The following is a 12,645-nucleotide window of genomic DNA, read 5'->3' on the forward strand; positions in this document are numbered from 1 at the left end:
CTGTCAGTCAGGGGGAAGGGGTCAGCCCTTGAACACGAAGGCGAGGGCGATACCGATGATCGCGAGCACCTCGGTGACGCCGAAGCCGATCCACGCGATCGACTGCAGCTTGCTCTGAGCCTCGGGCTGACGCGCGGTGCCGTTGATGACGGCAGCGAAGATCAGACCGACGCCCACGCCCGGGCCGATCGCGGCGAGGCCGTAGCCCAGGACTGCGATGTCGCCGGAGATCTCGAGAGCAGTCATTGCAGTGTGTTCCTTTCGGTACGGATAAGGACTATCCGGGTTTCCGTTACTACGGGTCTGGGTGGTGCGGGTCAGTGCTCGTCGGCGATCGCGCTGCCGATGTACTGCGCGGTGAGGACGACGAAGATGTAGGCCTGGATGGCCTGGACGAACAGCTCCAGCCCGGCGATCGCCAGCGCCATCAGGAAGGTGATGATGCCGACACCGCCGATCGCGATGCTGCCGGACTCGAAGACCATGTACTCGCCGCCGAGCACGAACACCAGCAGCAGGATGTGACCGGCGAACATGTTCGCGAACAACCGCAGGCTCAGCGAGATCGGCCGGACCAGGATGTTCGAGATGAACTCGATCGGGATCATCAGCGGCATCAGCCACACGGGCACACCGGCCGGCATGGTCTGGTGCTTGAAGTAGCCCCACAGGCCCTTCTTCTTGATCCCGACCGCGTTGTAGATGACCCAGCTCATGATCGCGGCCACGTACGCCCAGCCGATGTGGCTGAACGTCGGGAACTGGATCAGCGGGATCGTCGCGGCGACGTTGTTCAGCAGGATGAAGAAGAACAGGCCGGTCAGGTACGGCACGAACTTCATGTAGTCCGCGCTGCCGATCGCGTCCCGGGCGATCGAGTTCCGGACGAAGTTGTAGCCGAGCTCGCCGGCGAACTGCAGCTTGCTCGGCACGATGGCGGCCTTGCGGGACGCACCCCAGAAGAACCAGAGGATCACCACGACGGACAGCGCGGCCACCAGCACGGGCTTGGTGAACCAGTCGACACCGTGGATGATCGGGGGGGTCTCGAAGTTCTGTGGACCGGGTGGGATGAACTCGGTCGGAACGCCGGCGGTCACCGGGTCTCCTCTCGCGTCGTGCTCAAGTCGGACGCCTGGAATTCAGGGGCAGGGCGGCTCAGGGCAGTGCAGCTCAGGGGGCGGTCAACAACGTCAGACCCGGTCGAGATCATAGGGATCACATCCGAGGTCAGGACCGCGACCCGTACCGGAAGTGCAACAACAAGATGGTGAGCCCGGCACCGAGGACGATGCCCACCGGAAGCAAGAATTCGGTGCCGAAGAGGCGATCCAGCCCGAAGCCGATGCCCCCGTAGACCAGGACACCGCCGATCAAGTAGGACAGGACCCGCCAGCCGTCGCCCGAATTCGGGGGTGATGGCTTCGGATCCTGATGCTCGCTCATTGGCACCCGAAACGTACCAGTTGGTGACATCGACGGTCACATCGGCCCCGGTAATCTCCACCACAGCAGGGATAGCGCTACCCAACGTGCTCACGCCGTCACCTCCTTGTCGAGGTCGTAGATCGGCACGCGGAGCCGGGACCAGGCCCAGATCTCGCCGGCCATCCAGCCCATCACGACGACCATGGCAACCAGGCCGAGCACGGTCAGATTCACGTGCCTGGCCAGGCCGTCCGAGTTCAGCGCGAGCGCGAGCAGACCGCCGAAGATCGCGATCCGGCCGGTGTACGACGCCATCGCGACGGCGAGCTGCATGGTCGGAGACGTCTTGCGGGAAAGGTGCAGCGCGACCAGGCCGGCGCCGGAGAACACGACGACCGTCAGCAGTCCCAGCACCGCACCCAGGAGGCCGGGAACTCCGGCGGCGACGGTGGACACGGCGGCGGCGTTCACACCGACCACCAACGCGGCGACCAGAGCGCCACGCAGCATCGCCAACGCCGGGTGCTTGGTCGCTTGTCCGGCGATTTTCGGGCTGTGGGCCGTAGGAGCCATCTGGTGGTTCCGTCCTGCTGGCGTGCTGGTCTCGCGGCCAGCTCGTCGGGTGGGCGGGGTCAGGGGTGTCGCTGTTCTTTGCTGGTGCTTGTGAAAACTAGCACAAAGTCTGCATGGTCAGCAAAACGAGGTCCCTGCCGCTGTACAGCCACACCCTATCGGTAGGCCACACCGACGAGTGGTCTGGTCCCTCTCAGCGGGGACTCAGACTTTGGCGAGCGGTTTCCCGGATCGTCTCGGCAGACCGGTCGTGAGCAGGACCGCGGTGACCGCGACAGCCAGGACGAGGAGGGCCGTCCACCAGGTGAGGACGAGGCCCAGAACCACCACGCCGTACGCGATCAAGGCGGTCCACAGGTACATCAGCAGGACGGCCCGGCGGTGCGAGTGGCCGCGTTGCATCAGGCGGTGGTGCAGGTGCTGCTTGTCCGCGGCGAACGGCGAGCGGCCGGCCTTGGTACGGCGTACATAGGCCATCGTCAGGTCCAGCGCGGGAATCGCGAGGATGGCGATCGGCAGCACCAGCGGCAGCAGCGCGGGCAGCAGGCTGGAGCCGCCGACCTCGTACGGGACCGCGTTCGGGTCCATCTGGCCGGTCAGGCTGATCGTCGACGCGGCCAGCATCAGGCCGATCAGCAGGGCGCCGGAGTCGCCCATGAAAACCCTTGCGGGGAAGAAGTTGTGCGGCAGGAAGCCGAGGCAGGCGCCGGCCAGCGCGACCGTGATCAGGGTCGACGTGGTGGCGCGGTCGAGGTTCTCGTGGACGTTCAGCAGGTACGAGTAGACGAAGAACGCGGTCGCGCCGATGGCGGTGACGCCGGCCGCGAGACCGTCCAGGCCGTCGACGAAGTTCACCGCGTTGCAGGACACCAGCAGGATGCCCGCGGTCAGGACGGCGAGCTGCGCGGGCGACGGCGAGATCACGCCGCCGGGCAGCGGGAGCCAGTACAACTGGATGCCTTGGACAACGAGTACGCCGACCGCGAGCACCTCGCCGGCCAGCTTGGTGATCGCGTCCAGCTCGTACAGGTCGTCGACCACGCCGACCGCGCAGATCACCACGCCGCCGACCAGGATCGCCCGGGCGTCGTGCGCGACCTGCAGGCTGTTGCCGAGGAACGGCAGGCTCGAGGCGACCGCGAAGCCGGCGATCAGGCCGCCGAGGATGGACAGGCCGCCGAAGTACGGGATCGGGACCTTGTGCACGTCCCGGGCCCGGACCTTGGCGACCGCGCCGTACCGCAACGCGATCTGCCGGGCGACGCCGGTCAGCAGGAAGGTCGTGGCCATCGCCACGAACAGGACCAGCAGGTACTCGCGCACTAGTCGGCAGGCCTCACATCGGGATCGGTCTTGACCTCGTCCTCCTTGGACGCCACAACCGACTCCTCAGTTGGCCCCGCTGTCTCCTCGACCTTGTCCTCGACCTTGTCGACCTTGTCCTCGGCCTTCTCGTCCGCCTTCTCGTCGAGCGTCTCGTCCGCCTTCTCGTCGAGCGTCTCGTCCGCCTTCTCCTCGAGCGGCTCGTCCGCCTTCTCCTCGAGCGTCTCGTCCGCCTTCTCCTCGAGCGGCTCGTCCGCCTTCTCGGCGAGCGTTTCGTCCGCCTTCTCGTCGAGCGTTTCGGTGGGCGTTTCGTCCGGCTTCTCGTCGGGTTCGGCGGAAGGCTCGGCGGATTCGCCGGTTACCTCGGGGACCACGGCCCGGAGTTGTTCGACGGTGAGGGCGCCGACGCGGACCACGCGGGGGGTGTCGCCGGTGAGGTCGACGATGGTTGACGGCTGTCCGCCGGTCGCCTCGCCGCCGTCGAGGTACACGGCGACCGACTCACCCAGTTGCTCCTCGGCGTCGTACACGTCCAGCGCCGCCGGCTGTCCGGACTTGTTCGCGGAGCTGACCGCGAGCGGCCCGGTCCGCGACAGCAGCTCGCGGGTGTTCTCGTGATCCGGTACGCGGAGCGCGACCGTGCCCTGGGTCTCCCCCAGGTCCCACATCAGCGACGTCTGCGCGTGGCAGATCACGGTCAGCGGCCCCGGCCAGAACTCCTCGCAGAGCTTGCGGCCGTTGTCCGGCACATCGGTGGCGAGCGCGTCGAGCGACTCCACCACCGAGATCAGCACCGGCGGCGGCATGTCCCGGCCGCGTCCCTTGGCGTCCAGCAGCCGCTGGACCGCGTCGGCCTTGAAGGCGTCGGCGGCAATTCCGTACACGGTGTCGGTCGGCAGCACGACCAGGTCCCCGGCCTCGATGGCGTCCACCGCTGCGCGGTACGCCGGTGCCAGTTCGTCCCCGGTGAAGTCGAAGCGCTCACTCACGGAGTGAATCGTGCCACTCACGCACGCCCCGGCCCTAACCGGGTCGTTACTGACAAACGATTGTCAGCTTCCGCGCCAATCGCCCGCCGCAATCCTTAGGATCCCGACCATGACTGTGTCGCACGAGTTCCTTGCCGGGTTGCCGAAGGCCGAGCTGCATGTCCACCACGTCGGGTCCGCGTCGCCGCGGATCGTCGCCGAGCTCGCCGCCCGGCACCCCGAGTCGCCGGTGCCGGCCGATCCGGGGTTGCTGGCGGAGTACTTCAAGTTCAGCGACTTCGCCCATTTCATCGACATCTACCTGTCGGTCGTCGAGCTGATCAAGACGCCCGAGGACGTCCGGCTGCTGACCTACGAGATCGCCCGCGAGATGGCCGGGCAGAACCTGCGGTACGCCGAGCTGACCGTCACGCCGTACACCTCGGTGATCCGCGGGATCGCCGCCGAGGCCTTCTGCGAGGCGATCGAGGACGCGCGGGTCGCGGCCGAGAAGGAGTTCGGCCTGGTGCTGCGGTGGATCTTCGACATCTCCGGTGAGGCAGGGATCCCGGCCGCCGACGAGACGTTGCGGATCGCGACCAAGATCCGGCCGGAGGGCCTGGTCGGGTTCGGGCTCGGCGGGCCGGAGATCGGCGTACCGCGGCCGCAGTTCCAGCCGCATTTCGAGGCGGCGGTCGCGGCCGGGCTGCGCAGCGTCCCGCACGCGGGTGAGACGACCGGTCCGGAGACGATCTGGGACGCGGTGCGGCTGCTGAAGGCCGAGCGGATCGGCCACGGTACGTCGACGATGCAGGACCCGGCGCTGGTCGACTACCTCGGCGAGCACCGGATCCCGCTGGAGGTCAGCCCGACGTCCAACATCGCCACCCGCGCGGTCGCGTCGTACGACGTGCACCCACTGCGCGCGATGGTCGACGCCGGACTGGTCGTCACGATCAACTCCGACGACCCGCCGATGTTCAGCACCGACCTCACGAACGAGTACGCCGTCGCGGCGCGGCTGCTCGACCTGGACGAGGCCGGGGTCGGCGAGCTGGCCAAGACCGCTGTCCGGGTGTCCTTCGCCGAGGACTCGGTGAAGTCGGCCCTGCTGTCCGAGATCGACACCTATCTAGGTGCGAACGCGGTGTAGCTGACAGACTGTCTTGCGTGACAGAGGACCTGAGGCTCGACCTGCTGGGTCCTCTGCGCGGCTGGTCGGGCGATCGCCGGCTGGAGCTCGGACCGCTGCGCCAGCAGGCCTTTCTGGCGGTGCTGGCGCTCCGTCCGAACCAGGTGGTGCCGGCCGACGAGTTGGTCGAGCTGGTGTGGAACGACGCGCCGCCGAGCAGCGGGACCCGGATCGTTCCGACGTACGCGTATCGGCTGCGGCAGTTGCTGCCGAAGGACGTGCTGGTCAGCTCGCGGGACGGGTACAGCCTGCGGCTCGCGCCGGACGCGCTCGACCTGACCAGGTTCGAGCGTCTCGTCAGCGCCGCGCATGCGACGGACGACCTCGACGAAGCGGCGGCGAAGCTGTCGGAAGCCCTTGCGTTGTTCAAGGGTGAGCCGTTGAGCGGCCTGCCCGGGCACTACGTCGCCGTCGAGCGGCACCGCCTGACGGAACGCCGGCTGAAGGTGCTGGCGGAGCGGATCGATCTGGACCTGGAGCGCGGCCGGTACGGCGACCTGGTGCCGGAGCTGGTCGCGCTGGTCGAGGCTGATCGCCTGCGTGAGCAGTTCGCCGGACAGCTCATGCTGGCGTACTGGCGCAGCGGCCGGAGTTCCGAGGCGCTCGACACCTACACCCGGACACGCGAGGAACTGGTCGAGCAGCTCGGCGTAGAGCCCGGTCCGGCGCTCCGGGCGATCCATGAACGCATTCTGCGCAACGACGAGCCGATTGCCCGTCCGGTGCTCCGCGACGAGCTGCCGTACGACGGTGCGGCGTTCGTCGGCCGTGACGACGTACTGACCCAAGTCGTCGACGCACTGCGCACCCCAGGACCTGCGGTCGTTGCGATCGACGGTATGGCGGGTGTCGGCAAGACTGCGCTCGCCGTACGCGCGGCCCGTCAACTGGCGGACGTGTACCCGGACGGACGGCTCTTCATCGACCTGCACGGCTACACGCCCGGCAACGAGCCGGTGTCGGCTCTGCAGGCCTTGGATCGCTTGCTGCGCACGCTGTCCGTGCCGGCGGACCGCATCCCCGCTGACCTCGAAGAGCGGGCCGCACTGTGGCGTTCTGAGTTGGCAGGCCGACGCATCCTCGTAGTACTTGACAATGCGCCCGACAGTGCCGCAGTACGGCCGTTGCTGGCCGGGAGCCCGCAGTGTGGCGTACTGGTGACCAGTCGGCGGCAGCTGACCGGTCTGGACGCGACTGCTCGGGTGGCGCTCGACGTGCTGCGGCCTGAGGACGCACGGGAACTGCTGGCGGAGATCGTCGGACCAGACCGTGCCGGTGACACAGCTGCGGCGGCACAGGTGGTCAGCCAGTGCGGTCACCTGCCGTTGGCGATCAGGGTGGCTGGTTCGCGGCTGCGGCATCGGCCGAGCTGGACGATCGAGCACCTCAGCAAACGACTCGCCGCCGAGGACAGGCGGCTGGCGGAGCTCAGCACTGACAGTGGTGGCGTCTCCCCCGCGTTTGCCTTGTCCTACGAGCATCTGCCGTCTGAGCAGCAGCGCTTGTTCCGTCTGCTCGGTGCGATGACCGGTCAGGACGTCGACATGTACGCCGCTGCGGCGCTGGCCGATGTGGACGCGGTTGACGCGGAGGACCTGCTGGAACAGCTCGTAGACGCCAACCTGGTGCTGCAGCTACGTCCTGGCCGTTTCCAGTTCCACGACCTGCTGCGACAGTACGCGCGCACCCTCGACCCCGAGCCAGACGCAGTACGCCGTCTGCTCGACTACTACCTCTACGCGACCGCAGCCGCGAGTACGGCAATCTTCAGCAGCCAACTGCAGCCACTGCCGGAGCCGGTGCCGGTGCGGTTGCCTGAGTTCACGTCGGCGTCCGACGGCCTGGAGTGGATCGACACCGAGGGTGCGAACGTGCTGGCGACGATCCGGTTCGCCGAGTCGAGTGGTGCGTCGGAACACGCGTGGCGGCTCGGTCTGGCCGTGGCGTCCTGCTTCTTCCAGCGCGGGCGGGTCTACGAGATGGACGAGGCGCTGGAGCTCGCGCTGCGTGCCGCTCCGGACGCGTCGGTAGAGGCACGGGTGCTGCTGTCGATCGGCAGCCTCGGGCGTTACCGGCGCGGCGCCGAGGCGAGTCTGCGGACACTGCAGGACGCACGCGACCGGCTGCCGCAGGACGCGGACCCGGCGTTGCGGGCACGGTTGCTCGCGTCGATCGGCTACAGCCTCGCGAAGCTGCATCCCGACGACGAGGCGCTCGGCGTACTCGATGAAGCGTTGAAGGTCGCCCGGCAGGCTGGTGAGGCCGGCATCGCGTCGCGGGTGCTGGCGTACCTCGGGGTGACGTACGGCGACCGCGGTGAGTTCACTCGGGCACTGTCGGCGTACGAGGAATCACTGGAGCTGGGTGATCCCGCCGTACGGGGAGAGGTGCTGAACGGGATCGGTGAATGCCTGCTCGAGCTGGACCGCGTGGACGATGCTGTCGCGGCGCTGACGACGGCCAGGGACCTTGGGGTGGAGCGGGGTGCGGACTACAGCCTCATCTACACGTACGCGTTCCTGGGTACGGCGTACGCGCGGCAGCACCAGTGGGCCGAGGCGATCGACGTCGGACGCCGGTCGCTGGAGCTGGCGTTGGAGAGCGATTCGAAGCAGTCGCAGCAGAACGCGTACCTGCGGCTGGCCGAGACGCTGCTGGCGAAGGGCGATCCGGCACAGGCACGACCGCACTTTGCGCGGGCACTGGAGCTAGCACTCGAGGAGGGACCGGAGTCGATGGTGCAGCGAGCAGCCAGTGGACTCGAGCGGACCACCGCTGCCGCTTGAGGTGTGATTGGCTGGTGCGGTGCGGAAAGTCTGTGGGGCGCTGGCCGTCGTACTGCCCGTCGTACTGCTGGGTCTGGTGGCCTGCAGCGACGACAAGCCCGCACCGGCCGCGCCGCCGCCTCCTCCCTCGACGACGACAACGACGACGCCGCATTCCACCCCCACTCCCCCACCAGCACCGAACGGGCTCCCGCGGGGCGGACGAGTGATCTTCCCGAAGTACCGGCTGGTCGCGTACGTCGGACTGCCGGGCTCGCCTGCGCTGGGGCCGCTGGACAAGGACCTGGAGGCGAAGGCGGCCAAGCTGGACAAGCTGTCACGTGCTTACGCAGCAGGGCGGACACCGCTGCCGGTGATGGAGCTGATCGCCGTTGTCGCGAAGGGGTCGCGCGGCAAGGACGGGATGTACCGCGGGCGGCTGGACGACGCGAAGATCGAGCGGTACCTGGCGGTCGCTCGGAAGCACAAGATGCTGTTGCTGCTCGACATCCAGCCGGGGCGGGCGAAGGTCCTGCCCGAGGTGAAACGGCTGGAGCGGTGGCTGAAGGAACCGGACGTCGGGCTGGCGTTCGACCCTGAGTGGGCGGTCGGACCGACTCAGGTGCCCGGCCGGGTGTTCGGGCACACGACGGGCGCGGAGCTCGACAGCATCGCGGCGTACCTCTCGGGACTGGTGCGGGCGAACGGCCTGCCGGAGAAGGTGTTCGTGTTCCATCAGCTGTCGCCGCGGATCGTCACCGACGAGAAGGCACTGAAGCCGCATCCCGGAGTCGTGACGATCAAGTCCGTCGACGGGATCGGTGCGCGCACGGACAAGCTCAAGACCTGGACCAAACTCACCACGGCGCTCCCACCGTCGGTCCACGCCGGCTTCAAACTCTTCTACACCGAGGACGCCCGCCACGGACCCTTGATGACCCCGGCCCAGGTCCTGGCCCTGAAACCCCGCCCAGAACTGGTGGTCTACGAATGATCTCGATCGCCTTCGCCAACGTCGCCGGCGGCCGGTTGGTCGGCCCCGACGGTTACGACACTGCCGACCGTACGGCGGACTTCGGGCAGGCGCTCGCGGGGCTGCAGCCGGATGTGCTGATCGTGACCGAGCTGGACCCGGACAGCGATCAGCTCGAACGGCTGACCGCGGCAGCCATGCCGGGTCGGAAGGTGCACCACGTGCGGCACGGGTTCTCGGACTCGCACATCCCTGGCGTGGGGCGGCTGGGGGTGGGGATCGCGTCGACGTACCCGCTGACCGAGCTGGAGCGGATCGACCTGCCGAACCCGTCGATCGACTTCCTGCACTGGCGGACCGGTGAGCCGATGGACCCGCATCCGAAGGGGTTCCTGGTCGCGCGGGGTGACTTCGGGGCGCTCGGCGAGGTCGATCTCGTGGGCGGACAGGTGTGTCCGATCCACATGTTCCGGAGCGCCTCAGGGGTCGAGTACACGTATCGCGAGGGCCCTGGGCGGGAGTTCGGTGCGCAAATGACGGCGTACCTGCGGCAGGAGCTGGCGGCGCGCGGTGTTCGTCGGGCGGTGGTGGCGGGTGATCTGAACATGCCGAATCCACGGGAGTTCTTCGGCGAGACGCTCGGCCTGGTCGACGCGTTCGGCGACCCGCCGCCCGTCACCACCCCGGACGGCCGGTCGATCGACCGCCTGTTCTCCACCCCCGACCTGGTCGCGCGCGACGTCAAGGTCGCACAGCTGCCCGGCGCCGACCACTTCCCGGTCGCCTGCCAACTCACACGCCGACACCCCGAGACACAGCCGATCGGCCGCATCCGCGAACAGGACCTAGCCAGACCGCCGGCACGCTCCGCCCGCGGAGCAGGCCGCCACGGCGTCACCCGGTGATACCTCTGCAGCTCGACAGTACGTATACGTCCACTGCGGGCTCGACGCGGCTCGCTCAGGCGTGCGGGATGACGTCGGTATCCGACACCTCCTGTCGAGCTGCCGATTCAGATGCGGCGGCCGGTGGTGAAGCGGGGGCGGGCGGACAGGTCTGGGTGGTCGCGGACTTCGGTGAAGAGGGCGGTGGCGGCGAAGATGGCGGGGGCTGATTCGCCCTGGACGTCGGCGTGTTCGCAGGCGAACCAGCCGCCTGGCTTGAGCAGCCGGCCTGCGGTCGCGGCGACCACCTTGATCTCGTCGAGGCCGTCGTCACCGGACCAGAGCGCAAGCGCCGGGTCGTGGTCACGGACCTCGGCCGTCACGGATTCCCACGCGGTCAACGGGATGTACGGCGGGTTGGAGATCACCGCGTCCACCTGACCGTCGAGCTCCGGCAGGCACCCGTCGATATCGCCCTCGTGCAGGATCGCCCCTGTGCCCTCCAGGTTGCGGCGAGCCCACACCACCGCGTCCGGCGACAGCTCGACCGCGTGAACTGTGCTGTCCGGACGCTCGGTCGCGATCGCGCCCGCGATCGCCCCGGACCCGCTGCACAGGTCGACCACCAACGGATCGCGAACGCCGGCGATCCGCTCCAGGATCCACCCGACCATGACCTCGGTCTCCGGTCGCGGCACGAACGCCCCGGGCCCGATCGCCAACTCCCGATACCGGAATGCCGCCGTACCCGTCAGATGCTGCAACGGCTCCCGAGCAGCCCGCCGCGCGATCAAGGCGTCGTACTGAACCTGCTGGTCAGGCGTCGGTTCACGCAGGTTCAGCCGGCTGGAACCGGTGACGAAGGCCAGCAGATCGGCGGCGTCGAAATCGGGCGAGGCAACCCCCGCCTCCCGCAGCCGCGCCGCCGCCTCGGAGACCAGAGCCTTGGTGCTCACTGCGAATCGACGGCCTCGAGCCGCGCGGCCAGATCGGCCTCGGTCAAGGCCTGGATCACCGGCGCCAGGTCGCCGCCGAGGACCTGGTCGAGGTTGTGCGCCTTGTAACCGACGCGGTGGTCGGAGAAGCGGTTCTCCGGGAAGTTGTAGGTGCGGACCCGCTCCGAACGGTCGACGGTCCGGATCTGCGACCGCCGGGCGTCCGACGCCTCCTGGTCGGCCGCCTCCTGCGCCGCGGCCAGCAGGCGGGCACGCAGGACCCGCATCGCCTGCTCACGGTTCTGCAGCTGCGACTTCTCGTTCTGCATCGAGACCACGATGCCGGTCGGCAGGTGCGTGATCCGGACCGCGGAGTCGGTCGTGTTCACGCTCTGCCCACCCGGACCGGACGACCGGAACACGTCGATCCGCAGGTCGTTCTGGTCGATCTCGACGTCGACGTCCTCGGCCTCCGGCAGCACCAGTACGCCGGCCGCGGACGTGTGGATCCGCCCCTGCGACTCGGTGACCGGCACCCGCTGGACCCGGTGCACGCCGCCCTCGAACTTCAGCTTCGCGTACGGCGCCTCGCCCGGCTCCGGCGTACCTTTCGCCTTCACCGCGACCGTGATCGACTTGTACCCGCCGAGGTCGGACTCGGCCGAGTCGAGCACCTCGGTCTTCCAGTTCTGCGACTCGGCGTACTTCAGGTACATCTTCAGCAGGTCGCCGGCGAACAGCGCGGACTCGTCGCCGCCCTCACCCGCCTTGATCTCGAGGATCGCGTCCTTGTCGTCGTTGGGGTCCCGCGGGACGAGCAGCGTCTGCAGGCGCTCGGCGAGCTCCTCACGCCGCGCGGTCAGCCGGACCGCCTCCTCGGCGAACGCCGGGTCCTCGTGGGCCAGCTCGCGCGCGGCCTCGATGTCGTCCCCGGTCTGCAACCACTCGTCGTACGTACGGACCACCGGGGCCAGCGCGGCGTACCGCTTACCAACCCGGCGGGCGTTGGCCTGGTCGGAGTGCAGCTCCGGCTCCGACATCTGCCGCTCCAGCTCGGCGTACTCCGCCTTCAGCGTCTCGACTGCCTCGAACATCTCGCACTCTCTGCTTTCGGCCGGGTCTTCGGCACCGGCGTGGTCATGGGGCTCGACTCCCGGTCTTCCCTCGTCGCTCCAGTCGCTTCGCTCCCTGCGCTCCTCAGTCCAGACCGGGAGGCCCCATGACCTGCTTTCGGGCTACTGAACTGAAAAACCGCGCGCCGGTCCCGCAAGGATGCGGAACCGGCGCGCGGTAAGGAAGCTACTTCTTGGCGTACCGCTTCTCGAAGCGGGCCACCCGGCCACCGGTGTCGAGAATCTTCTGCTTGCCGGTGTAGAAGGGGTGGCACTGCGAGCACACGTCGGCGTGGATCACGCCGTTCTCCGCGGTGGAGCGCGTCGTGAACGTGGCGCCACAGGTACAGGTCACCGTGGTGTCGACGTACGTCGGGTGGATGTCGCTCTTCAAGACAGTCTCCTAGGTTTCAGGTGCCCCGGGTCGCCCGCACGGTGCGAGCGTGAACCGGAACCGACGTACCAGTTTGCCACCCGAAGGCGGCAAACCGG

The 12,645-nt window shown here is 68.4% G+C and carries 13 protein-coding genes; 4 read left to right on the plus strand and 9 right to left on the minus strand.

Translation table 11 applies throughout. The annotated features are described in order from the left end of the window. Positions 1 to 21 precede the first annotated feature (21 nt). From atpE to EV137_RS41705, 6 genes are all read right to left on the minus strand, one after another. On the minus strand, positions 22 to 246 hold the full coding sequence (atpE, locus tag EV137_RS39105) for an ATP synthase F0 subunit C (protein ID WP_134010638.1): 225 nt from the start codon (positions 244 to 246) through the stop codon (positions 22 to 24). Between the two features lie 71 nt (positions 247 to 317). Further along, a complete protein-coding gene (atpB, locus tag EV137_RS39110) occupies positions 318 to 1,100 on the minus strand; it encodes a F0F1 ATP synthase subunit A (protein ID WP_134010636.1) in 783 nt (260 codons plus the stop codon). A gap of 130 nt (positions 1,101 to 1,230) precedes the next feature. Beyond that, positions 1,231 to 1,446, minus strand: coding sequence for an AtpZ/AtpI family protein (locus EV137_RS39115; RefSeq protein ID WP_134010634.1), 216 nt, complete (start codon positions 1,444 to 1,446; stop codon positions 1,231 to 1,233). A 90-nt stretch (positions 1,447 to 1,536) separates the two neighbouring features. Beyond that, on the minus strand, positions 1,537 to 2,001 hold the full coding sequence (locus EV137_RS39120) for a Cg1360 family ATP-synthase-associated protein (RefSeq protein WP_134010632.1): 465 nt from the start codon (positions 1,999 to 2,001) through the stop codon (positions 1,537 to 1,539). A gap of 204 nt (positions 2,002 to 2,205) precedes the next feature. After that, the gene (locus EV137_RS39125; protein ID WP_133788037.1) at positions 2,206 to 3,324 is read right to left on the minus strand and encodes a glycosyltransferase family 4 protein; all 1,119 of its coding nucleotides are present in this window, start codon (positions 3,322 to 3,324) and stop codon (positions 2,206 to 2,208) included. Next, positions 3,324 to 4,313 carry an L-threonylcarbamoyladenylate synthase gene (locus EV137_RS41705; RefSeq protein ID WP_238175856.1) on the minus strand — a complete coding sequence of 330 codons (990 nt, stop codon included), beginning with the start codon at positions 4,311 to 4,313 and terminating at the stop codon, positions 3,324 to 3,326. The genes EV137_RS39125 and EV137_RS41705 overlap by 1 nt, the downstream gene beginning before the upstream one ends. Before the next feature lie 109 nt (positions 4,314 to 4,422). On the opposite strand from EV137_RS41705, the gene EV137_RS39135 reads away from it, so the two are divergent. The 4 genes from EV137_RS39135 to EV137_RS39150 are packed head-to-tail and all read left to right on the plus strand — an operon-like array spanning position 4,423 to position 10,127. Next, entirely contained in the window at positions 4,423 to 5,445 is a 1,023-nt protein-coding gene (locus tag EV137_RS39135) for an adenosine deaminase (RefSeq protein ID WP_134133177.1), read from the plus strand. Positions 5,446 to 5,462: 17 nt separating this feature from the next. Continuing rightward, complete coding sequence (locus tag EV137_RS39140) at positions 5,463 to 8,270, plus strand: AfsR/SARP family transcriptional regulator (protein WP_134133178.1); 2,808 nt, start codon at positions 5,463 to 5,465, stop codon at positions 8,268 to 8,270. 19 nt (positions 8,271 to 8,289) lie between these two features. After that, positions 8,290 to 9,243: a hypothetical protein gene (locus tag EV137_RS39145; RefSeq protein WP_238175857.1), complete on the plus strand. Its 954-nt coding sequence runs from the start codon at positions 8,290 to 8,292 to the stop codon at positions 9,241 to 9,243. Then, a complete protein-coding gene (locus EV137_RS39150; RefSeq protein ID WP_134133179.1) occupies positions 9,240 to 10,127 on the plus strand; it encodes an endonuclease/exonuclease/phosphatase family protein in 888 nt (295 codons plus the stop codon). The genes EV137_RS39145 and EV137_RS39150 overlap by 4 nt, the downstream gene beginning before the upstream one ends. Positions 10,128 to 10,234: 107 nt before the next feature. Here the strand turns inward: EV137_RS39150 and prmC are convergent, their stop codons facing one another. From prmC to rpmE, 3 genes are all read right to left on the minus strand, one after another. Further along, positions 10,235 to 11,062 carry a peptide chain release factor N(5)-glutamine methyltransferase gene (prmC, locus tag EV137_RS39155; RefSeq protein ID WP_134133181.1) on the minus strand — a complete coding sequence of 276 codons (828 nt, stop codon included), beginning with the start codon at positions 11,060 to 11,062 and terminating at the stop codon, positions 10,235 to 10,237. Further along, positions 11,059 to 12,135 carry a peptide chain release factor 1 gene (gene prfA, locus EV137_RS39160; RefSeq protein WP_134010622.1) on the minus strand — a complete coding sequence of 359 codons (1,077 nt, stop codon included), beginning with the start codon at positions 12,133 to 12,135 and terminating at the stop codon, positions 11,059 to 11,061. Before prfA ends, prmC begins: the two co-directional genes overlap by 4 nt. A 205-nt stretch (positions 12,136 to 12,340) precedes the next feature. After that, complete coding sequence (gene rpmE / locus EV137_RS39165; RefSeq protein ID WP_130387310.1) at positions 12,341 to 12,547, minus strand: 50S ribosomal protein L31; 207 nt, start codon at positions 12,545 to 12,547, stop codon at positions 12,341 to 12,343. Positions 12,548 to 12,645: the final 98 nt, after the last annotated feature.

The organism is Kribbella pratensis, assembly GCF_004366075.1.
Classification (GTDB): domain Bacteria; phylum Actinomycetota; class Actinomycetes; order Propionibacteriales; family Kribbellaceae; genus Kribbella; species Kribbella pratensis.

Excerpts from the sequence above, each read along its gene's own strand:
- atpE (WP_134010638.1), bottom strand. The coding sequence starts at position 246 with ATGACTGCTCTCGAGATCTCCGGCGACATCGCAGTCCTGGGCTACGGC.
- EV137_RS39115 (WP_134010634.1), bottom strand. The coding sequence starts at position 1,446 with ATGAGCGAGCATCAGGATCCGAAGCCATCACCCCCGAATTCGGGCGAC.
- EV137_RS39120 (WP_134010632.1), bottom strand. The coding sequence starts at position 2,001 with ATGGCTCCTACGGCCCACAGCCCGAAAATCGCCGGACAAGCGACCAAG.
- EV137_RS39135 (WP_134133177.1), top strand. The coding sequence starts at position 4,423 with ATGACTGTGTCGCACGAGTTCCTTGCCGGGTTGCCGAAGGCCGAGCTG.
- EV137_RS39150 (WP_134133179.1), top strand. The coding sequence starts at position 9,240 with ATGATCTCGATCGCCTTCGCCAACGTCGCCGGCGGCCGGTTGGTCGGC.
- prfA (WP_134010622.1), bottom strand. The coding sequence starts at position 12,135 with ATGTTCGAGGCAGTCGAGACGCTGAAGGCGGAGTACGCCGAGCTGGAG.